A 22,653-nucleotide genomic window follows, 5' to 3' on the forward strand; every position below is an offset into this window, starting at 1 on the left:
AATTAAAAATATGCTTTCTAAGATGTTGTTTTAATAAAAATTGATTATTTATCTATAAATATATATTTACAATTTGAAGTAATTTATAAACTAGAAAGGATTGATTTTAGTGAATAAAAAGATTCCATTTTCACCACCAGATATTACTCAAAAGGAAATTGATGCCGTAGTTGAAGTTTTAAAATCCGGCTGGATTACTTCTGGCCCTAAAACTGCTGAGTTCGAGATTAAGCTTGCAGAATACTTGGAGACTAATAAAGCGGTAGCGTTAAATAGTGCCACTGCTGGATTAGAACTTATCTTGAAGGTTTTTGATATAAAGGAAGGGGATGAAGTTATAACTACTCCCTACACTTACACCGCTACCTCCAGCGTATGCTTGCATAGAGGTATCAAGCCAACTTTTGTAGATGTGGAAAAGGATAGTTTTATTATAGATACAAATAAAATAGCAGAGGCTATAACTCCTAAAACAAAGGCTATTTATACTGTAGATTTTGCAGGAATACCTGTAGACTATGACGGAGTTCGTCAGATGTTAAAATCTAAAAATCGTGAGGATATAATTTTTGTATCTGATTCCTCTCATTCCTTTGGAGCTAAATACAAAGGCAAAAGGGTTGGAGGTCAGGCAGATTTCCACATATTCTCTTTCCATGCAGTAAAAAACTTCACAACTGCTGAAGGCGGCTGTATAAGCTTCGGAAACAATAACTTTAAGGGTAGAGAAGATTTATATAAAGATTTTAAATTAGCATCTTTACATGGTCAATCAAAGGATGCCCTTTCAAAAATGAAGGCTGGAGCTTGGCAATACGATATAATAACAGATGGTTATAAATGTAATCTTACTGATATGGCCTCAGCTATCGGCTTGGTACAACTTACAAGATATGAAGATATGCTAAAAAAACGTAAAGCTATATTTGATATTTATTCTAAATTCTTTGGAGAACAGGATTGGGCTATACTTCCTTTTGAAAAAGAAGGTGACACTGTAACTTCATATCATTTATATCCATTACGTGTTAAAGGCTTTACTGAAGATCAAAGAGCTGAAGTTATACAAATATTAGCGGATAAGGATATAGCGACAAACGTTCACTTTACTCCTCTTCCTATGTTTACTTTATATAAAAGCTTAGGATACAAAATAGAAAATTATCCAAATGCTTATGCACAATATGCAAATGAGATTTCAGTACCATTATATTCTCTTCTTTCATTAGAAGACGCAGAATATGTAGCTAAAGAACTTATTGCAGCTGTGGATAAGGTTATGAAAAAATAAAATTATAAATATAAGCGAGGAAAGACAGATGAAAGTTAATTTTTATACTTCTACTAGAGAATATAATGAGAAAAAGGCTGAATTTGATAAAGCTGTTTTAGATGTTATGGCAAAGGGCAGCTTTATTTTAGGACCTCAGGTAGGTGAGCTTGAAGAAGCTATAAAGGAATACACCGGCGCTAAGCACGCAATCGCTGTAGCTTCAGGTACCGACGCTTTAGTTATGACTTCAGATATCTTAGGATTTAAAAATGGTAAAGAAGTAATAACTTCTCCTTTTACCTTCTTAGCATCAACTTCCTGTATAGCAAAGCATAATGCAAAGCCAGTGTTTGTAGACATTGATGAAGAAACATTTAATATAGATGTAAATAAAATAGAAGAAAAAATAACTTCTAATACTGCTGGTATCATACCTATCCACCTATTCTCACAAATGGCAGACATGGATAAAATTATGGATCTAGCTGCTAAACATGATTTAAGAGTTTTAGAGGATGCAGCAGAAGCCTTCGGAATGAAGTGGAAGGGAAATGGTTCTTCCTACAAACACTCCGGTTCTATTGGCGATATGGGTATATTCTCATTCTTTCCAACTAAAACTTTAGGTGCTTACGGTGATGCAGGAATGATAATAACCAACGACGATGAGTTGGCTAAAAAAACAAAGATGCTAAGAGTTCACGGAGCTGCAAAAAAATACCACTATGAATATATAGGATACAACTCTAGATTAGATACAATGCAAGCTGCTGTTTTATTAGTTAAATTAAAGTATATGAATGAGTCAATAAAAAAGAGAGAAATAGTAGCCAATTGGTATAAGGAAAGACTATCCCACTGCGAATATATAAAAATTCCAGGAATAAAAGGAGATCAAAATCCTGTATACTATGTATTTAATATATTAGCTCAAAAAAGAGATGAGCTTGCTGCCTTCTTAAAAGAAAATGAAATTGGTTATAGCATTTACTATCCAATTCCTCTTCACTTGCAAAATTGCTTCAGCTATTTAGGCCATAAGAAGGGAGACTTCCCTGTATCAGAAAGAGTTTCAGGCGAAATCCTTGCCCTTCCTATATACCCTGAAATAACAGAGGAAGAAGTAGATTTTGTATGTGAAACTATAAAGAAATTCTACAGTAAGTAATTTAACAATAAAGGATAATAGAAGACTGAGTCTTTTATTATCCTTTTGCTATAGGTTATAAATTACTTTATATATTTACCGTACTTGATAGATTCATTCTTTTCCCAAGGTCTATACTTATCGGCAAAGTTTACCCTTTCTTCAAAGGTTGGGTGATCATAATTCCACAACTCGTATACTAATCCGGGCCTTGGAAGAATTAAACTCTTTTCATGGAGTTTTATCATAGATGACATGGATGCTTCATTGTCTCTAGTAAGCTCAAGCTCAAATCTATCTGCCTCCCTTTCAGTATATCTTGCATAATAATTTATAAAAGGTGATGCTGCAAATGTATATACCGTTAAGAGAAGGATAATAAGGGGAACTGCTGCGATATCCTGAAGCTTATTAAAGCCGAAAATTCCTCCTGATTTATCTAATATCCAAAGAGCACTTTTATTTACTAAATAAAAAATAAATATACTTACTATTCCACCAAAAATAATAGCTTTCCACACATGTCCCATTAAATAATGTCCCATCTCATGGGCTACAACAGAAAGGGTCTCTCCTTCTGTAAGATTTTTTACAGTAGTATCCCATAACACAATTCTTTTTGTGTTTAAAACACCGGTCATATAGGCATTCATTTCCTTAGTGTCTTCACTTTTGTTAACCTGAAAGAGCTTAACATCTTTCATATAGGTTTTATCTACTAATTGATAAATTTTTTCTTCAAGTTTCTTATCCTGTAAATTTTGATATTTATTAAAAATAGGGTCAATATATACTGGAGTTATAAGAGTTACAAAGAATATTACTGGAATTAATAGGATTCCCATATGAAGCCACCAGTACTTTGGAGACCTTTTTATTAATATATAAGGTATACATATAAAAACTGATCCTGCTGCAATAGTTAAAATAAGTCCTTTCAACAGGTCCTGAACCCACTTTACAATACTTTGATTAGATAGGCCATAGGCATGTTTAAGGACAAAACCACTGTAGTAATCAAGAGGCAGGCTTATTATGGCATTAATTAAGTAATAAACAGAAAAGTATAGTATTAAAACTATGATAGCAAATCTGCTTTTACTCTGTGCCCAGTTTCTTAATACTACTGACAGCCTGGTAAATAAAAACAATGCTGGTACCAACATACTCAAAACTATTCCTGAAAGCCATATATTCACTTTCTTTTGCTGATATTCTAAGGCCTTTTCTGACGGAGCATCAATAGCTAATTTATTGTTTTCTCTCATCTCCGCTGCTTGAATATAGTTTTGTCTTATGTATATATTGTTCTGAGTTTCGGTAATTTTTACACTAAATATAAAAGCAACCATAAAACATATAAATACCATAATGGAAATTACAAATTCTTTTTTCATTTTTATCCCCCATATACTTGATGAATTATATACCTTATAATATATGTTATATTTTATTCATTTATCCACCTAGGAAAATTATGATTGTATACTTAACCTCAAAAAGAATATAATAGATTTAATCATTAAAGATAATTTTTTAGCATAAGCAACATATAGAAAATACTTATCTTGTTACTATCCTATTTATGAAATAATTAATTTGAAATATAAAGAGGAGTTGAAGCCTATGAGTAATATAGAAATAGCTACACTAGCATTAGGATGATTCTGGGGACCTGATGCCAAGTTTGGTAATCTAGATGCTGTAACTTCTACTATCGTTGGATACTGCGGTGGTAAAAAACTTAATCCTACTTATAATGATATAGGAGATCATTCGGAAACAATTCAAGTTCACTATAATAGTGATAAAATTTCATATAAACAACTGTTGGATATATTCTGGGGGAGTCATGAACCTACTTACCACCCTCATTCAAGACAATACATGTCTATAATTTTTTACAATGGAGAAGAACAAAAACAAATGGCTATAGAAAGCAAGATTGCCATAGAAAATAACTTAAAGAGTAAAGTCTACACTGAAATTGTTCCAGTATCTACCTTCTATTATGCGGAAATGTATCATCAAAAATACTATCTCCAACATGATCCTAAAGTGATGATGGAAATTAGAGATAAGTATGATTCTGCAAAGGAATTTGTAACCTCTACCCTTGCTGCCCGTGCTAATAGCTACATGGCTGGATACGGCAATATAGATGAAATAAAGATGACTATTAAAGACTATAACTTATCTGAATATGCTGCAAAACGACTTTTATACAGATAGGAAAAGGAGTGGGGCCTATCCCCACTCCTTTAAATTTTAAATTTATCTGTGTTTTCTTTTAATTTTAGTGCTAAGTTATTCAAACTGGTTGCAATACCAGCTAAATCCTCTGTAGATCTACTTTGCCCTTCTGCCGCTGTTGCAATTTCATTAAAAGAAGAACTTATATCCTTAGTAATATCTAGAGTTTTATCTACTGAGTTTAAAATTTTATTCTTATTTCCATTTATAAATTGTATAAATTCTGCGGTCTTCTCTATTTGAGGAATCATCGCCTGAACATTTTGTATTATATCATTAAAACAATCCTCGGTATTTTTTGCAGTAGAAATACCATCAGCTATTATTTTCTCTGACTGTTCAGCCACTTTAACGGTTTCATCTGATTCATTTAAAATATCCTTAATTAATTCACCTATTTGCATTGCTGCAGCCTGTGACTGTTCTGCAAGCTTTCTTATTTCATCTGCTACTACTGCAAAGCCTTTACCAGCATCACCAACTCTAGCTGCTTCGATTGCTGCATTTAATGCTAAAAGGTTTGTCTGTTCTGCTATAGAATTAATAACTTGAAGTATTGTAGATATTTCAGAAGACTTTCCATTCAGCGTTTGTATTTTGCTACTTATATTTTTAGATGAGTTTCCAATGTTGTTAATACTATTATTTAAAGAAAATAGGTATTCTTTTCCTGAAGAGCTTAAGTTATTTGTTACATTAGAAGTTTTTTGTAAGTTAGTTATCATATCACTCATAGTCTGAAGTTTATCAGATAATAAGTCTATATTTTTGCTTACGTCTTCTACTTCTCCCATTTGAACTACAGAAGCCTCTCTAACGTTATGTATTGTATTACTTATTTCATCTGAAGTAGAACTAACTTCTTCCGAAAAAGCTGCTAATTCATGGGATGAATTTATAATGTTATCTGAGAATTGCTGTATTTCCGTAATTACAGACTTTAAACTATTAAACATCTGCTCAAAGCTTTTGGAAAGTTTACTTATTTCGTCATTTCCTTTTGATACCTCAAATTCTTTTGTTAAATCTCCATTTGAGATACCTTCTGAAGTTTCCGCAAGCATTTCTAATGGAGCCACAGTCTTATTTACTACCTTATATGTAATGATTGCTGTTATTATAATTAAAATAAATGCAATTAATATTGAGTAAATCACTGCATTTTGCTGTCTTTGAACTATATCTTTAGTAGATATAGCAACTTCAATTACACCAGCAACAGTATTACCTTCTCTGTAAGGCATGGCAACTAAATGCGAATCATCATTTTCACTGACTTTTACCTGTCCATCATTTAAAGCCGCCTTTGCAAGTACATCTTCTAATTTTTTACCAACCTTACTTTTATCTGTATGTGCAACTACGTTTAAATCCTTGTCAAAAAAGATAGCGTGTTTAAGTCTTGACTTGTCAATTTTATCCAAAATCGACTGCGCTGAATTTTGATTTATAAGCTCCATTACCTTGCTAGCTTCAATACCTATCTGTACAAAGCCATTGTGGTCTAAGGTTGCAGAACCATACTTATAGTATTTACCATCAGTCTGACTCTGCTTTATAGGTTCATTGACTCTCAAAGTGTCTGTAGTTAAGAGTTTTCTAGAATCAGAAGTATCCTTATATCTAAAACCTAAGTCCTCTTTTAAGTTGGAATACTGAACTACTCCCTCACTATTTGAAAGAGCTACTTCCGTTATCCCTACCCTTTTAGCAAGTTCCGTTAAGCTTTCATTATTTACCTCCTTCATATTAAGCACTGCTTGACAGGCGGTAAATATTTGTTCCTCCAACTGTTTTTCGATAGCCTTAGAAAACTTATTTCCGCTTTCTACAGATAAAGCTATACTTTTAGCTACATCTAAACTATTAGTTTCTAATTGCTTCTTCATAGTGTTTTTAAAGTTAACTATAATAAATGTTTCTGATAGGATTATTGTGATACAAAGCAAAACTGAAAAAATTATAGAAAGTTTCACTTTTATTGAGCTTTTTTTAATGTCCATTTTTCCCCTCCATCCTTAGTAAAAATAATTTGCACTATCTATTAATTTACTATAAAATTATTTTACCATAGATACTTGATTTTTAAAATAATAGTAGTTTTTGTCATAAAATTTAAAAAATACTATCTTTTTGTAGGTTTATTTTATCTGTGAATCTTAGAATAAAAGAAAGAAATGGGCCTTTGCCCATTCCTTAAGAAACCTGTCCAAACTGCATGTTATATAAGGCTGCATAAAGACCCTTTTTATTGATCAATTCTTCATGGCTTCCTGCTTCTTTTATTCCATCTGCTGTCAATACAAGAATCTCATCTGCGTTCTTTATAGTACTTAATCTATGTGCAATAACAATAGTTGTCCTATTTTTAGCAAGATCCTCTAAGGACTTTTGAATATACTTTTCACTTTCATTATCTAATGCAGATGTAGCCTCATCAAGTATTAAAATAGGTGGATTTTTAAGAAATGCTCTAGCAATAGATATTCTTTGTTTTTGACCACCAGAGAGCTTAACTCCTCTTTCACCTACATAGGTTTCGTATCCATCCTCTAGATTCATTATAAATTCGTGAGCATTAGCTTTTTTAGCTGCATCTATTATTTCCTCATCAGTAGCTCCTGGTCTGCCGTAGGAGATATTTTCTTTTATGCTGCCAGAAAACATGTATACATCTTGCTGCACAATTCCTATAATATTTCTTAAAGACTTTAATTTTATATCCCTAATATCAATTCCATCAATTTTTATAGAACCTTTATCAATCTCATAAAATCTCGGAATAAGACTGCAGAAAGTCGTCTTTCCACTACCTGACGGCCCTACTAAGGCTATATTCTTTCCAGCCTTTATCTTCATATTTATACTATCTAGGATAGTATCCTTATTATCATAACTAAAAGAAACATCTTCAAATTGGATTTCTCCCCTAGGATTTTTAATTTCTATAGCATTAGGATTATCCTGAATATCTGGCTTAGTGTTTACTACTTCAAGGAATCTCTCAAAACCTGTAATCCCCTTTTGAAACTGTTCCGTAAAGTTCACTAGCTTGTCTATAGGGTTTAAAAAGGTATTTATATAAAGTATGTAAACTACTAAATCAGAAACAGTAGTTTCTCCTACACTTATAAAAATGCCTCCAGTAAGTATTACCGATAAATATAATATTCCTTGGAAGAAACCATTTCCACTAAAGAACTTACCCATAATAAAATAGCTTGTTTCTTTAGTCTCTAAAAATTCCATATTTCCTCTTTCAAACTTCCTATTCTCTATTTCTTCATTTGAAAAAGATTTAACCACTCTTATTCCTGAAAGACTATCTTGGATTTGTGCATTTACGTTAGCTATTTTTTCTCTATTTTTCTTATATATAAATTTCATCTTTTTATTATAGAAATAGGAAAAATAAATCATTACCAAGGTTAAAAAGAATAATATACTAGTAATTTTAACATTTATGTTCATCAATATGATAAAGGATCCAAGTATCTTTATTGTAGATATAAATAAATCCTCTGGACCATGGTGGGCAAGCTCTGATATATCAAAAAGGTCTGTTACTATTCTAGACATAAGCTTACCTGTGTTAGTATTGTCGTAATATGAGAAAGATTGCTTCTGAAGATGGTTAAATATATCACTTCTCATATCCGCTTCCATTTTAGCCCCCATAACATGACCCCAGGAAGTGATATAAAACTGACAAAAATATCTTACTATATACATTAGGAGCATTGCTATACCTATATATATAACATAATGCAGTATTTTATTGCCATCTCCCATTGTATACACATTGTCTAAAAGATACCTAACTATTAAAGGAAAAATCAAATCTATTCCTGAAAGAGTTAAGGCACAAAACATGTCCATAAAAAACATTCCTTTATAGGGTTTGTAATAACTTATAAATTTTTTTATTGTGTCCATAATTACCTCCTTTAAAAACTGTAACAGAATAAAGATAACATTTTATCTAAAATTCTTCAATAGTAATAGATAAAAAGAAAATAGTATAAGACTCCAAGGCTTTGCCTGAGACCTATACTATTATTACTAAATTTTAAGCTTCTTTATATACTGAATGTAAAATCAGTTGCTTTTGCACTTTTAGGCTTTCATAAAAAAATAAATATAGATCACCTACTTAGCTGACACCCTCAATTTATTAATAATTATAAAGGCAAATACATCTCGTATTGTGCGATATTATCTCTCTTAAAGCCTGTTTTAGTAATAAACTGCTGTACAGATGCGTTATTAGGGAACCCTATTGATATTTTAGAAAGCTGTAATTCTTTTGAAGCACTCATTAATAAGCTTGTTCCTATTCCATTCTGCCTTAAGAGACTTTCTACCCATATAAAACTTATTTTAGTATTTTTGTTCATACTAATTATTCCAGCTATTTTATCATTTATATACGCTCCTAAGGTTAGCTGCCCTTCAGATTTTTCTATGTATTCAACATCATTTTGCCAGTTTATATGGATATCCCTTAATCTCTCTCTTAATAACTTTAACTCCTCTATATTGCTTGGTCTTATATCTAATTTGAGTTTTTCCTTTTCTTTTAAAGAATTTGCTTCCTCTAATGAAAAATAGCTAAGGTCATAGATTTTATCATACCCTAACTTCTTATAGAAACTTATAGCTCTTTCATTTCCTGCAATTACTTCTAAAAATAATTGCTTACATCCTTCCTCTACTGCCTTTTCTTTGTGTAACTGCATCAGTCTTTGACTTATCCCCTTACCCCTATAAGAAGGATCTACTGCTAAGGTTCCGCACCTCATAGTCTTTACCCCTTCGTAATTTTTAACTCCCCCAAAAACAATTCCTATAGATTTATCATCATCCAATGCTATAAAGGAGTGATCCAGACTATTCCCTTCTGTTCCAAAGAATCTACTGATAAAAGCATCTTTGGGCATATTAATCTTTATCATATAGTCAGAAAACCCTATGTTAAAACCTTCATAAATTAAATCCATACTAACCTCTGAACACCTTTTGTAAGTTATCATCTATATCTCTCCTTAAAATTTTAAATTATTAATTTTGCTATCTAACTAAAACCCACCTGGAGTGGAAATTTTACTTGATTTAAACTTGCATAAAGTAGTGTAAAGTCTATAGAACTTTCTCACCAATTCTAAAAAGATAGTTGGAATAGGCATAGTTACTTTATATACTGATTTATAATACATCTTATAGTATGCTTTTTTTAGATGCTTCCACATTGAGCAATATTCCCTTTTGTTGAAGTCAGACACATCAGCTACAACTCCTCTACCATCTAGCATCATTACATTTTTGGCATGTACGTCATGAGGGTATAACCCCTGTTTTTGGGCATAATTTAATGCGTTATCAATATCAATAATAACTTGTTCGTCAATTCTTATTCCCTTTCTTAAACATTCATAAAGATTTATTCCCTTTAAACGTTTCAGTATTAGGTAACTCTTTCCATAGTGATAACACTCAGAGTATGCTGGATGACTGCCTAGCTTCTCATATACTTCTATTTCATCCTCAATGCCTGGTCGTCCTTCTGCATATATTTTTACAGCAAAGTCTTGAAAATCTTTATGACACAATACAGCAGCATAATTCCCTGTACCTAATAACATCCAACCCTTAGGAACAAACTGTACCTTAACAGAATCAAAAGGATTAATACTTTTAACCTCTATTTTCTTTAGTAATTCTTTCTCAACTTCACCTATTAACTTTTTTAACTTATTATTACTCTTATCTAGCATAGCTTCAACCTTCTTTTAAATTGATAAAATAGTAAATATTCTATTCCTAATACTTATATTTTATACTAAATAATTTCTAAAGTGAACTTAATTATTCTGCTTACATAATACTATATAAGCTAAAGACCTTTAATATAGTAATTTTAGCATTACTATATTAAAGGTCTAATTTAATTGAGATATTTAGAAAGTTTCAATATTATCTAAATTATCACTTTCGTTATCATTTGGATTACTTCTTAAGTACTGTCTTCCATTCCTTGCTGTTCCTACATTTACTCCCTCTATAAGATGATCCTTTGCCATCATAATGGCTTCATCTATAGAATAAACATTTCCATTTTCTAGCATGACATCTGTAATATCTCCCTGAGGATTCTTTTTTACTTTCAAGATTTTTGATTTATTATTATCCATGGCTATCTCCCCTATTCTTTAGTAATTAAAGTACTAGAGTTAGTATATGCTCACATAAAAGTTTAAATTCAAGATATTATTATCTATAATATCTATTTAGCTCAAAGATATAAGAAGTTTATACTCTATCATAGTAAACAAAAACTGCTTTTATACTAGCATTTACCTGGATTTGTCCCTCTCTTATCGGTGTGGTAGTATCTGCTGATGTGGCATATAAAACTCTTTCCGACACCGGTGCATACCCTTGGCTTTCCTCAGTTATGCTGACAGGCGTCTTATTAACTATTACCCCTAATGAACTCTCAATGCTTTGAGCCTTGACTACAGCATCCTTTAACGCTAACTTTAGTGCTTCATTATAATATACCCTAGGATTTGATATAGTGAAATTGATGTTGCTTACCGTATTAGCTCCAGCAGCCACTGCAGCATCTACTATTTCGCCAGTTTGTTTTATATTTTTTACTGTTATCCTAAAAGTGTGTATCACTCTATAGCCTCTAAAAATTTGCTTTCCTTCAACATAATCATATTGAGGACTAATGTTATACATATCCGTTTTTATATCCTCTTCCTCAATTCCCATTCCTACAAGAGTACTAATTACTCTACTTGAAACTATGGCATTTTCATTCTGAGCAACTCTTAATTCTTTATTTTGTGTTTCTACCCCTAAAGTTATTACAGCAATATCTGGTTGTACTGCAACCATTCCCTTTCCATTTATGTTCATTTTGTGGTATTTAGACCTTTGCTTAACATTGTCCCCTAGATTACCATAAGGTACATCATTTTCCTGAATTGCCTGTGGCCATCCATAACAATACACTTACTTTCACCCTTCCCTTTGATAGATTCTTTATTGCTAAAAATTTTTACGTGATAGCAAATAAATTAAAATATTTTAACCATAATATCATAGTATGAGCTAAGCTGTTTATTTGTTACAAAGTTGAAGTTCTTCATAAAATAATACAATAAAAAAACTCCCACGGAATTTTGGGAGCTTTCTTACTTTATAATATCTTACTTAGGAAATCCTTTGTCCTATCATTCTTCGGATTCCCGAAAATTTCTGTTGGAGTACCCTCTTCAACAATATATCCATCAGCCATGAATAATACTCTATTAGCAACTTCCTTAGCAAAGCCCATTTCATGAGTAACTACTATCATGGTCATTCCTTCCTTTGCTAAATCCTTCATTACTTGAAGCACTTCTCCTACCATTTCAGGATCTAGAGCTGAAGTAGGTTCATCAAATAACATTATTTCAGGTTCCATAGCTAAAGCCCTTGCTATAGCTACTCTCTGCTTTTGTCCTCCAGATAGATTGTCTGGATAAACCTCTGCTTTTTCTCTTAATCCTACCTTTTCAAGTAACATATATGCCTTTTCCCCAGCTTCTTTTTTAGACATTTTCCTAAGTTCTACTGGTGCCAAGGTTATGTTTTGAAGTACAGTTAAATGAGGAAAGAGATTAAAAGACTGAAATACCATTCCTAACTTTTCTCTTAGTTTGTTTATATCTATACCTTTTTCATTTATATCCTGCCCATCTATAAGTACAGTGCCTTCATTTATATCCTCCAGTTTGTTTAGACATCTAAGTACTGTGCTCTTCCCTGAACCAGATGGACCTATTAAGCAAACTACTTCACCTTGACTTACAGTAAAATCTATTCCCTTCAAAACTGTAAGCTCATTAAATTTCTTCTTAAGTCCCTTTACTTCTATCATATCTTTAGTCTCCTTTCTAAACCTCTAGAGGCATAAGTTAACAACATAATTATAACAAAATAAAATATTGCAACAAAGGCCCATGTTTCAAAAGCACGATAATTTGAAGCAATTATTATCTCTCCGCTTTGAGTAAGCTCTCTAATTCCTATTACAGACAGAAGGGATGTATCCTTTAGAGATATAATAAATTGATTTATAAAGGCTGGCACCATTTTTCTTACTGCCTGTGGTAGTATAATTAATCTCATAGTCTTTCTATGAGGGAGACCTAAACTTCTAGCAGCTTCCATCTGGCCTTTGTCCACTGCCATTATACCTGCTCTAAAGATTTCTACCATGTAAGCACCGGCATTTAAACTAATGGCTACTACTCCTGCAGTAAAAGCTGGTATTTTAATGCCTAAAGCACCAGGTATGCCAAAGTATATAAAAAATGCTTGTACTATTAGTGGTGTTCCTCTTATTATATCCACATAAGCTCTAGCCATACCTTTTAAAGCTTTATTACTACTAATGGACATCATTCCAAATAATAGCCCCAATAAACTTGCAAGTATCAAGGAAACTATCGTTATTTCTATAGTTACTCCAAGACCTGATAAAAGGTCTGGTAAACTCTCTTTAAATAGGGCAATTATATCCAAATCCCTTCAACTCCTTCTCTTATTAATAATGTGTTTATTGCTTAATTTCTCTGTATATAATCCTATCTTTAAACAAAATTTTAACTCTTATATATAATTAAACTTCACACACTATCCAACTAGTTTCTTAAAATAAATACTACTTCTTAATATACTTTGATATAATCTTGTCATATTCCCCATTTGCTTTTATTTTGTTAAGTCCATCATTAAATGCACTCATCAATTCTTTGTTATCGCCTTTTTTTACTGCAAAGCCAAAATCTTGTTTTGTTAACTTATCTCCTGCTATCTTTAAACCAGAATCAGGATTTACAGAAATCATATATGCAACAACAGGGTAGTCTTCAAAGGTTACATCAGCATTTCTATTTTTTACTTCCTGCATCATTGATGGCGTATCATTAAAATATTTAACAGTTACTCCTAGTCTGTCTTTATTTGTTTCAGCATATTTTGCTCCAGAAGTTCCTTTCTTAACTGCAAAAACTTTACCTTTAAAATCTTCTTCCGACTTTATCTTGTCATTATCTTCTTTAACAACTGCAGCAATTCCCGCTTCATAGTAACCTACTGACATATCTAGAACCTTTTTTCTTTCATCTGTAATTCCCATACCTGCTATTGCACCATCTATTTGATTTGATTGTATAGCAGGAATTATTCCCTTAAAATCCATAGGTTTCAACTCATATTGAAAACCCTCAACCTTTGCTACTGCATCTAAAATATCAACATCTATACCAGTATACTTGCCGTCTTTTTCAAAAGAAAATGGAGCATAAGTAGCATCGGTAGCTATTATATATTTTTTATCAAATTTTTTATTCGAATCAGTATTTGTACTTACACTTTTGTTTCCACATCCTATTAATCCTACAGCGATTGCTGCAACTATTGATATTTTTGCTATCATTTTTTTCATTTGTAATTCCCCCTTTTAAATATGTAAATATAAATTATATATTTATAGTACCAGTTTCTTAAATAATCGTCAATATTCGACGTAGTTTTTTAACATTATGACATATGTAAACCTTATTTTTTTGCATTTTATTAAGATACCCTTTTCTTTTTCTATATAATTTGACAGATTAATAAAAGTTTCTATATAATTTCTTGCAAATAAAAAATCCACTGCTAGTATTAAGCCGGTGGATTAAAAACAATTACCTTATCCCTATTGTAGATCTGCTGATTTTACTATGTAAAATAGCATATATTAAAGAAACAGTTTAACTTTCTATAGCACTTTGCCTAAAAAATCCTTTGTTCTATCATTCTTTGGATTTCCAAAAATCTCTTCTGGAGTACCTTCTTCAACAATGTATCCATCAGCCATAAATAGTACCCTGTTGGCAACTTCTTTAGCAAAACCCATTTCGTGGGTAACTACCATCATAGTCATTCCTTCCTTTGCTAAATCTTTCATTACCTGAAGTACCTCTCCTACCATTTCAGGGTCTAAAGCTGATGTAGGTTCATCAAATAACATTATTTCAGGCTCCATAGCTAATGCTCTTGCTATAGCTACCCTCTGCTTTTGTCCTCCAGATAGATTATCAGGATAAACATGAGCCTTATCACTTAGCCCTACTTTCTCTAATAACTTATAGGCCTTCTCTTCTGCCTCCTTCTTTGACACTTTATTTAATTCTATAGGCGCTAAAGTTATATTTTGAAATGCTGTTAAATGAGGAAATAGATTAAAGGATTGAAAAACCATACCTAGCTTTTCCCTTAACCTGTTTATATTAACTCCCTTTTCATTTATGTCTTGTCCATCAATTAGAACAGTTCCTCCATTTATTTCCTCAAGCTTGTTTAGGCATCTTAGTACTGTACTTTTACCTGACCCAGAAGGGCCTATGAGACACACTACTTCTCCTTCATTTACAGCAAAATCTATTCCCTTCAAAACAGTAAGTTCATCAAATTTCTTTTCAAGTCCTTTCACTTCTATCATATCTTTAATCTCCTTTCCACCCCTCTTGATGCATAAGTCAACAGCATAATTATCACAAAGTAAAATACTGCAACGAAAGCCCATGTTTCAAAGGCACGGTAATTAGAGGCAATTATAATCTCACCGCTTTGAGTAAGCTCTCTAATTCCTATTACAGATAGAAGAGATGTGTCTTTTAACGATATAATAAACTGATTTATAAAAGCTGGAACCATCTTCCTTACTGCTTGTGGTAATATAACAAACTTCATAGTTTTCCCATAGGGAAGACCTAGACTTCTTGCCGCTTCCATCTGACCTTTGTCCACAGCCATTATTCCTGCTCTAAAAATTTCTACCATATAAGCACCGGCATTCAAACTAATAGCTATTACCCCTGCTGTAAAAGCTGGTATCTTCACATTCAAAGCCCCTGGAATACCAAAGTATATAAAGAATGCTTGTACTATTAAAGGTGTACCTCTTATTATATCCACATATACTCTAGCTATGCCCTTTAAAACTTTATTTGTACTAATAGACATCATTCCAAATAACAATCCTAGTACGCTGGCAAGTATAAGGGATATTACCGTTACTTCTAAAGTAACTCCTAATCCAGACAAAAGATCTGGTAAACTCTCTTTAAATAAAGCCATTAAATCCAAGCTATTCACCCTCCTAAATCTCCAAGAATTAAATTATCTGCTAAAAAACTCCGTTTCAAGTTTTTTTGTAGCTTAAAACTGGATTTTTATATGCTACTATGTATTTGATGATATAAAGAAACAAACTTTTAATGGTGGTATATAAATTCTTCAATAAAGATTCATATACCACCACTATTTTATTCATATTAGATAAAGTTTTATTATAGTAATGCTATTTCTTTATGTATTTCTGTATAATCTTATCGTACTCTCCGCTTTCTTTAAGTTTCTTTAATCCATCATTGAAAGCATCCATCAGCTCTTTATTGCTTCCCTTTTTAACAGCAAATCCATAGTCTTGCTTTGTTAACTTATCTCCAACTATTTTTAGTCCTGAATTTTCGTCTACAGTTATCGCATATCCAACTACAGGGTAATCTTCAAAAGCTAAATCTGCATTTCCATTTTTAACCTCCTGCATCATAGAAGGTGAATCATTAAAGTACTTAACTGTAAAACCAAGCTTGTCTTTATTTTCTTCTGCATACTTGGAACCACTTGTTCCTTTTTTAACTGCAACAACTTTTCCTTTAAAATCTGATTCTGTCTTTATCTTATCGTTATCCTTTTTAACTACGGCAGAAACACCAGATTCAAAATATCCTTCAGACATATCTAAAACCTTTTTTCTTTCATCTGTAATGCTCATGCCGGCAATAGCACCATCAATTTGATTTGACTGAAGCGCAGGTATTATACCTTTGAAGTCCATTGGTTTTAACTCATACTCAAAACCTTCAGTTTTTGAAATAGCCTCTAATAGTTCAATGTCTATACCTGTATACTTTCCATCCTTTTGAAACTCAAAAGGTGCAAAAGTTACATCTGTTGCTATACTATATTTTTTACTGAACTTTTTGTTTGAATCAGCATTAGTGGCAGTACTACTATTTCCGCATCCCACTAGTCCAACTGCCACTGCTGATACTATTAATAGTTTTGTTAAAATTTTCTTCATCTATAGTTCCCCCTTAATTATAAAATGAATAATTATTAATCTCTATAGCTAATACTATCAAAGACCCTTGCAAGTGTCAACTACTTTTTATTCATATTCGACATTATTCTCTCATTTTTGACCCCGTTTTTGATATATATTTACGAAATATTATTCATATGATTAACAATTGTGTATTTTTTGTTAACTTAAAAATTTATTTTTACATATTTATAACCTTTATTAAAAACTTATAAATTTAGTTTTAAAATTTATAATGAAGCTTAAGTATAGTTTTAATTTTATTCCTCTAAATGTAACTACATGATAAATATTCCTGGTACTCCATTAATCTCATATGGAATTAATCTGGGAATCTTGTTACAATAACACTTGCAAAAGCAAGCCGAATCTCCTTATGGAGTACGGGGGATTTATTAATAGGGGTGAATCTTTATATATATAAAGTAGGGGACCTCAACCCGAACCCGTCAACTAACCTCGGAGGCAAAAGAGGAGGATAAACATATGATTAAATCAAAAAAGATCAAAGCTTTACTGATGACTATGTCATTATCACTATTGTCAATTCAATCTGTACATGCAGCTAGTTACACAGTTCAATCAGGAGACTCACTATACAAAATAGGAAGACTTTTTAGCACTGCTGCAAATACTATCATGCAGAACAATAATCTTTCAAGCACCTTAATATATCCAGGACAGGTATTAAAGGTTTCAAGTCAAACTTATACGGTTAAAAGCGGAGATAGTCTTTATCTAATAGCACAGAACTTTGGTGTTTCTGTTGATTCTCTAAGAAAGGCTAACAACAAATGGGACAATCTAGTATATTTAGGTCAGACTCTAAATATACCTAGTAATAACTATACTTCTGTATCTCCAAATAGCGGACAAGTTTCAGCCTCAGTTATTTCCCATACAGAGGCTGAAATAGACCTACTTGCAAGGTTAATAAAGGCTGAAGCTGAAGGACAACCTTATACTGCTAAAGTTGCAGTAGGAGCTGTAGTTGTGAATAGAGTTCAAGATTCACGTTTCCCTAGCACCGTGACATCTGTAGTATATCAAAAGGATGCAGGTTACTATCAGTTTACACCAGTTGTTAACGGAATGATTAACAAGCCTGCAACTGCAGAAGATAGAAAGGCTGCTTTAGAAGCACTTTCTGGAGCTGATCCAACAAAGGGTGCCTTATATTACTTTGATGATAGTACAACAAACAAATGGCTTTGGTCCAAGACTGTCGCTTTAAGAGTTGATAGAATGGTTTTCTCTTATTATTAAACAATAAAATAATATAAAAAGGGAGGTTGTTGGATTTTCAACAACCTCTTTGTTTTTACCAAAACTATCCAATAACTTTCCTTATCTTGAATATATTATCTAAAATCCTTTAGCTTTGAGAGAAAGATTGGTCTAATGTCCAGTAACCTAATCCTCTAAAATTATAACATCCTATTTGCAAGAATTCGTATACTGTTATTAATATTTTTAATTCTTTATATGTATTTGCATGATTTTTTCTAGTCAATATTCTGTGTCATGAATGTCCCATAGGACATTTACATTTCTTATTTTTAGGTATATTATATAAATATGATCACTTTATTTTCTGAATATACTCAATTTTGAAAAGAGGCATTGTTTATGAATTTAAATTCAATAGATCTTATGGATTTGCATAATCATACTATCTGGTCTGACGGAAGCCATACTGCAGATATAATTATAAAAAACGCTGTCAAAAATGGTATGACAGCAGTAGGCATTTCTGATCATTTTAACACTTCAAAATGCAACTCACTGCAAAATCACCAATTGAAGGAATATATAGAAAACATAAATCAATTGAAAGACAGCTACAGGCATGATATTCAGGTTTATGCAGGAATAGAGTTATCTATGGATACAGAACTCTGTGATATAAAGAATTTACCTTATGATGAACTGAATAAACTTGATTATGTATTATTTGAATATATAGATTGTTTTAAAAACAGCATAAAGTTTTCAGAATTAAAAGAGTATAGTTCTAAATTTTGCTGCAAAATAGGTCTTGCTCACACTGACTTGCTTTATTACAGTAGGATTTATGGTTTAAAGCCATTAATCAATATGTTAAAGGAAAACAATTTATTCTGGGAATTAAACGTCAACGACGGATACGAATACTTTAGTAAATTAGTCCGTTCTAGAGACAGCTGGAGAACAAATAGATTTTTTAAAAAACTAAAACAAAATAATATACAAATATCCGTAGGCTCAGATACTCATAACCTTCAATACTATGATTTTGAGCAGCTTCAAATAGGTAATTTATTAGCCAAGCATAAATCTATAAAAATGCTAAAATATGATTTTTCAATATCTAGAGCGATTCACCTTAATAAAGGTTTAACCAATTATCATATATAATAAAATTTATTTTGCAAAGATTAAGCCTGATATTTTTATCAGACTTTTATACTTTTTTGCATTTTTTATCTTAAATAATAATCTATAAGCAATTGTTAATTTTTCAGATTTTTCCCAATTGTCTATTATATGAATAAATCTTTACAATTTCTTTACACTTTTTCCTCATAAATCTATTGTCAAAATGCCTATCCTACCAGTAAAATAAATATAAGTTATTAGGATGGGAGGCGAAGCTTATGAATGACCATTTAAAAGAAATAGAAAGGTTTTTACTTGACCATGATATGAAATTAGGAAAAAATAAAACCACAAGCAATAAATTACTTAGCAAGCTAAATCGAAAGAGTTTAATTTCTAGATCTATGCGGTGCGTATATCGTGTTGATAACTTCATAGTTAAAACTTCTTCAGATGCTACTGGTTCCAGGTTGCCTGTTGGCGCTGATCAATGTCTAAATGAATTTAATATATATAATTCAACAGATAAAAGACTTGAACATTTTAGGGAAATATTCTGTCCAGTGTACGCAATCTATGAAAGCAGGTTTTTATATTTAACAATTCATAAACTTCTAACTCCTTTGTCAACAAAAGATGACTCTGATGAAACCATATACAGCTTTATTAATAGTGGCCGGAAATTCTCTAATGAATCAAAGTTCTTTCATATTCTAGAGAATTTCAAAAGTACCTGGGTTACTAAATCACCAGAATTACAACATGAATATAGCAAAATCAGTACTTTTGGACATGACGAAAATAACAATCTCTATGTATTAGACTATGGCATGTTATGAAGCTGTATTAAATAGCATATATTTATACTGAGCTTGTTTTTTAAAGTGCACATTAGCTTTAGAATGAGTGTGATATTTAAATCAATAAAAACAAAAAATATTCTGAATAGGAAGATGAATATGAAGAATACCCTAAAAAACCCAGAAACAATTTCTAATGATTCCTTTATCTATGATGAGTTAAAGATTAAACCTTTAGAGTTAAAGACTGAAGAAAAAAATAAAATAGTTAAGCCTTTACTTGCGGCTTCATTATCTACTGTTACAATAATAATATCTCTTCTTGGGTATCAGCATTTTTCCCAGATTAGTAACAGTAACTTGAAAAATAAAACAACCACCATTAGTGATGTAAACAGCCAACTAATATCAAAAGATGCATACAAAATAAATGATACTTCATCAAACCTAACAGTCAATCAAAATTTTAGCGACAGTTTAAAAAAGGACAACAATATTAATGCTACTAAATTTAATACAAACATCCCTAAAAGTTCTTCTGAGGAATACAAAAAACTAGATTACACAGTTAGTAAGGATACTAAAACCTCAGATAAATCTCCATCATCAACAACTGAAAATGCCAATTTGATATCTGATGATATAGTTCTTTCTAAGCAAGATACCTTAGAAGTTTCAATTTCTAAAGATAGAAGTGACACTAAAATTGAGGATGTTACAAAAGCAAGTCCTTCTAATGACCAAAAAAAAGAAGTTAACTCTATTTCCTCTTCTGAAAACAAATTAGCAAAGGAAAGGCCTGACATATTGACCTTAGCAGAAGCAGAAGAATACTGGGGAAGTAAAGTTTTGCTCCCTTCATACATACCAGAAGGCTTTGAGCTTACAGATATATCTATATCTAGAGACAACAAAGAAAAATATGTAAGATTGACGTTCAGCTCAAATAATGCCTATTTTAAAATAACCCAAAATCAGAACACTAAATATACTATAAGTGGCAAGGCAACTAGTATTGACGGCTTAAAGGTATGGGTTACGGAAACAACGGAAAACTCAAATTCTAATACTACAATTACTCGAGTTCTTTGGAATAAAGGTAATGTTCAGTATTCACTAGCTGGCAATATACCAAAAGATAACTTGATAAATATTTGCAAATCCGTTAATTAAAACTAGAGCAGAGGACTGTTTTCCTCTGCTCCTTTATTCCAGTAAAAATCGTACTAGTACTTATTCACTTTTATCCTTTGTTTACTAACATAATATTCAAAAACAAATACTTTGTTACACATTACTTTTAATACTAATAAATTTGCAGTTACATAGTCATTACTTTTCTACATTCCTCTGCACAGTGACGACAAGCATCAGCACATAAATTATTGTGTTCACTTTTAAATCTATTGCATTCTGATGCACATTCTTCACAAATTGTAGAACATAAATTTAATATTTCTTTTAAATGTTTACTTCTTCTTGCCATAGCGCAAGCTGCTGTTGAACATACTTCAGCACAGTCCATCAAGTCAAGCATACAATGTTCTCTCATATTCATATCTGGTTCTTCTAAACAAAGCCTTAAGCATTCTTGGCAAAGTTGCGCACACTTATTAAGTGCGTCCATACAGGATTGGTATTGAGCATTTGGTGCCATTAAAGTTGCATTCATTTACTGTACCCCTCTTTCCTATTAATATATAGTATTACATAAATTATTTTGTGCTAGATATTTAAAATAATACCTCATCTCACTTAGGAAGTTTTTGCAAGATGTATCTCCTAAGGTCATAAATTTATAGTATTTGATCATCGTTCTTAAAAAACTCTTCTATGGATTTTGCTAAGGAATCTGCTATCTTGCCCTGATACTCTTCATTTATCAATTTCTTTTCTTCCTGTGGATTAGTTAAAAATCCACACTCTACAATCACTGAAGGTATGCTAAAATAACATCTTAGTATCTTATAGGAACTTCCAGCTGGTTTTTCAATACGGTTATTATTTCTATCCAAATCTCTTCTAAGATTTTCTTGAATTATATGTGCTAACTTCTCACTACTTTCACTTCTGGAATACCACACCTGTGCTCCGTAATAACTGCTCTCTGTAAAGAAATTCTGATGAATACTTACAAATATATCACAATTAGATTCTCTCTTCATTCGGCATCTGTTCTCTAAATCTTCACGTTTCTTTTTACTTATACTTCCACCTTCCGAATAAAGTCCAATATCCCTTTCTCTCGTCATAACAACAGTGTATCCCTTATCTTTTAACTTTTCCCTTAACTTTAAACTGATACTTAGATTAATATCTTTTTCAATAATACCTTTTTTAGATTCGGCACCTCCATCTATTCCTCCATGCCCAGGGTCAATTAATATAACCTTTTCATTATCCTCCTGTATAGGAGTCATAAAAGCTGCAGCAGCATAACTATGTATACCTACTATTATGCATACACTAAATATAACCATAATAAAAAACCTTAAACTCTTGCCTCTCAAAGCTAGATCAATCCTCCATATTAAGTAGAAAATAGTTTTTAAAAATGATAAAATTTCTACTCCAATTCTATATAATATTCTGTGTTAATACTACAATT

General features: G+C 31.7%; 21 protein-coding genes, 1 pseudogene and 1 riboswitch. Of the genes and pseudogenes, 7 read left to right on the forward strand and 15 right to left on the reverse strand.

The window, feature by feature from the left end; genetic code table 11:
• Nucleotides 1-109 precede the first annotated feature (109 nt).
• Nucleotides 110-1,291 (forward strand): DegT/DnrJ/EryC1/StrS family aminotransferase, encoded by a 1,182-nt coding sequence (locus tag P8V03_RS09560; protein ID WP_318797993.1) that lies wholly within the window; start codon nt 110-112, stop codon nt 1,289-1,291.
• 28 nt (nt 1,292-1,319) lie between these two features.
• Entirely contained in the window at nt 1,320-2,441 is a 1,122-nt protein-coding gene (locus P8V03_RS09565) for a DegT/DnrJ/EryC1/StrS family aminotransferase (RefSeq protein WP_261670063.1), read from the forward strand.
• A gap of 62 nt (nt 2,442-2,503) precedes the next feature.
• Here the strand turns inward: P8V03_RS09565 and P8V03_RS09570 are convergent, their stop codons facing one another.
• A complete protein-coding gene (locus tag P8V03_RS09570; RefSeq protein WP_318797994.1) occupies nt 2,504-3,817 on the reverse strand; it encodes a M48 family metallopeptidase in 1,314 nt (437 codons plus the stop codon).
• 280 nt (nt 3,818-4,097) lie between these two features.
• On the opposite strand from P8V03_RS09570, the pseudogene P8V03_RS09575 reads away from it, so the two are divergent.
• A pseudogene (locus P8V03_RS09575) lies at nt 4,098-4,652 on the forward strand (peptide-methionine (S)-S-oxide reductase MsrA); the annotation flags it as partial.
• Between the two features lie 29 nt (nt 4,653-4,681).
• Here the strand turns inward: P8V03_RS09575 and P8V03_RS09580 are convergent.
• The 12 genes from P8V03_RS09580 to P8V03_RS09635 form a co-directional block, all read right to left on the reverse strand.
• Nucleotides 4,682-6,676 carry a methyl-accepting chemotaxis protein gene (locus P8V03_RS09580; protein ID WP_318797995.1) on the reverse strand — a complete coding sequence of 665 codons (1,995 nt, stop codon included), beginning with the start codon at nt 6,674-6,676 and terminating at the stop codon, nt 4,682-4,684.
• 193 nt (nt 6,677-6,869) lie between these two features.
• Entirely contained in the window at nt 6,870-8,609 is a 1,740-nt protein-coding gene (locus tag P8V03_RS09585; RefSeq protein ID WP_318797996.1) for an ABC transporter ATP-binding protein, read from the reverse strand.
• Nucleotides 8,610-8,854: 245 nt separating this feature from the next.
• Entirely contained in the window at nt 8,855-9,706 is an 852-nt protein-coding gene (locus tag P8V03_RS09590; protein ID WP_318797997.1) for a GNAT family N-acetyltransferase, read from the reverse strand.
• A 45-nt stretch (nt 9,707-9,751) separates the two neighbouring features.
• The gene (locus P8V03_RS09595) at nt 9,752-10,447 is read right to left on the reverse strand and encodes a protein kinase family protein (protein ID WP_318797998.1); all 696 of its coding nucleotides are present in this window, start codon (nt 10,445-10,447) and stop codon (nt 9,752-9,754) included.
• A 183-nt stretch (nt 10,448-10,630) separates the two neighbouring features.
• Nucleotides 10,631-10,864: a DUF3892 domain-containing protein gene (locus P8V03_RS09600; RefSeq protein WP_261670057.1), complete on the reverse strand. Its 234-nt coding sequence runs from the start codon at nt 10,862-10,864 to the stop codon at nt 10,631-10,633.
• Between the two features lie 118 nt (nt 10,865-10,982).
• Entirely contained in the window at nt 10,983-11,696 is a 714-nt protein-coding gene (locus P8V03_RS09605) for an SIMPL domain-containing protein (protein WP_318797999.1), read from the reverse strand.
• A 187-nt stretch (nt 11,697-11,883) separates the two neighbouring features.
• Nucleotides 11,884-12,606, reverse strand: coding sequence for an amino acid ABC transporter ATP-binding protein (locus tag P8V03_RS09610; RefSeq protein WP_318798000.1), 723 nt, complete (start codon nt 12,604-12,606; stop codon nt 11,884-11,886).
• On the reverse strand, nt 12,603-13,253 hold the full coding sequence (locus P8V03_RS09615) for an amino acid ABC transporter permease (RefSeq protein WP_261670054.1): 651 nt from the start codon (nt 13,251-13,253) through the stop codon (nt 12,603-12,605). The genes P8V03_RS09610 and P8V03_RS09615 overlap by 4 nt, the downstream gene beginning before the upstream one ends.
• A gap of 139 nt (nt 13,254-13,392) precedes the next feature.
• The gene (locus tag P8V03_RS09620; protein WP_261670053.1) at nt 13,393-14,178 is read right to left on the reverse strand and encodes a transporter substrate-binding domain-containing protein; all 786 of its coding nucleotides are present in this window, start codon (nt 14,176-14,178) and stop codon (nt 13,393-13,395) included.
• A 318-nt stretch (nt 14,179-14,496) separates the two neighbouring features.
• Nucleotides 14,497-15,219, reverse strand: coding sequence for an amino acid ABC transporter ATP-binding protein (locus P8V03_RS09625; protein ID WP_318798001.1), 723 nt, complete (start codon nt 15,217-15,219; stop codon nt 14,497-14,499).
• Nucleotides 15,216-15,866, reverse strand: a complete 651-nt coding sequence (locus P8V03_RS09630) for an amino acid ABC transporter permease (protein WP_261670051.1) — start codon at nt 15,864-15,866, stop codon at nt 15,216-15,218. Before P8V03_RS09630 ends, P8V03_RS09625 begins: the two co-directional genes overlap by 4 nt.
• Before the next feature lie 214 nt (nt 15,867-16,080).
• Complete coding sequence (locus P8V03_RS09635) at nt 16,081-16,866, reverse strand: transporter substrate-binding domain-containing protein (protein ID WP_261670050.1); 786 nt, start codon at nt 16,864-16,866, stop codon at nt 16,081-16,083.
• 373 nt (nt 16,867-17,239) lie between these two features.
• Nucleotides 17,240-17,370, forward strand: a riboswitch (cyclic di-AMP (ydaO/yuaA leader).
• A gap of 3 nt (nt 17,371-17,373) precedes the next feature.
• Between P8V03_RS09635 and P8V03_RS09640 the strand changes: the two genes are divergently transcribed.
• From P8V03_RS09640 to P8V03_RS09655, 4 genes are all read left to right on the forward strand, one after another.
• Complete coding sequence (locus P8V03_RS09640) at nt 17,374-18,153, forward strand: LysM peptidoglycan-binding domain-containing protein (RefSeq protein ID WP_318798002.1); 780 nt, start codon at nt 17,374-17,376, stop codon at nt 18,151-18,153.
• 363 nt (nt 18,154-18,516) lie between these two features.
• Nucleotides 18,517-19,284, forward strand: coding sequence for a CpsB/CapC family capsule biosynthesis tyrosine phosphatase (locus tag P8V03_RS09645; RefSeq protein ID WP_318798003.1), 768 nt, complete (start codon nt 18,517-18,519; stop codon nt 19,282-19,284).
• Nucleotides 19,285-19,523: 239 nt separating this feature from the next.
• Nucleotides 19,524-20,084, forward strand: a complete 561-nt coding sequence (locus P8V03_RS09650) for a hypothetical protein (protein WP_318798004.1) — start codon at nt 19,524-19,526, stop codon at nt 20,082-20,084.
• A gap of 120 nt (nt 20,085-20,204) precedes the next feature.
• Nucleotides 20,205-21,218 (forward strand): DUF4367 domain-containing protein, encoded by a 1,014-nt coding sequence (locus tag P8V03_RS09655; protein ID WP_318798005.1) that lies wholly within the window; start codon nt 20,205-20,207, stop codon nt 21,216-21,218.
• A 148-nt stretch (nt 21,219-21,366) separates the two neighbouring features.
• Here P8V03_RS09655 and P8V03_RS09660 read toward each other — a convergent pair whose 3' ends face one another.
• Together P8V03_RS09660 and cwlD are read right to left on the reverse strand one after the other, a co-directional pair.
• On the reverse strand, nt 21,367-21,717 hold the full coding sequence (locus P8V03_RS09660; protein WP_261670045.1) for a four-helix bundle copper-binding protein: 351 nt from the start codon (nt 21,715-21,717) through the stop codon (nt 21,367-21,369).
• 124 nt (nt 21,718-21,841) lie between these two features.
• On the reverse strand, nt 21,842-22,555 hold the full coding sequence (gene cwlD, locus P8V03_RS09665) for an N-acetylmuramoyl-L-alanine amidase CwlD (protein ID WP_318798006.1): 714 nt from the start codon (nt 22,553-22,555) through the stop codon (nt 21,842-21,844).
• Nucleotides 22,556-22,653: the final 98 nt, after the last annotated feature.

It is taken from the genome of Clostridium tanneri, from assembly GCF_033659955.1.
GTDB classification, from domain to species: Bacteria; Bacillota; Clostridia; order Clostridiales; family Clostridiaceae; genus Clostridium_AM; species Clostridium_AM tanneri.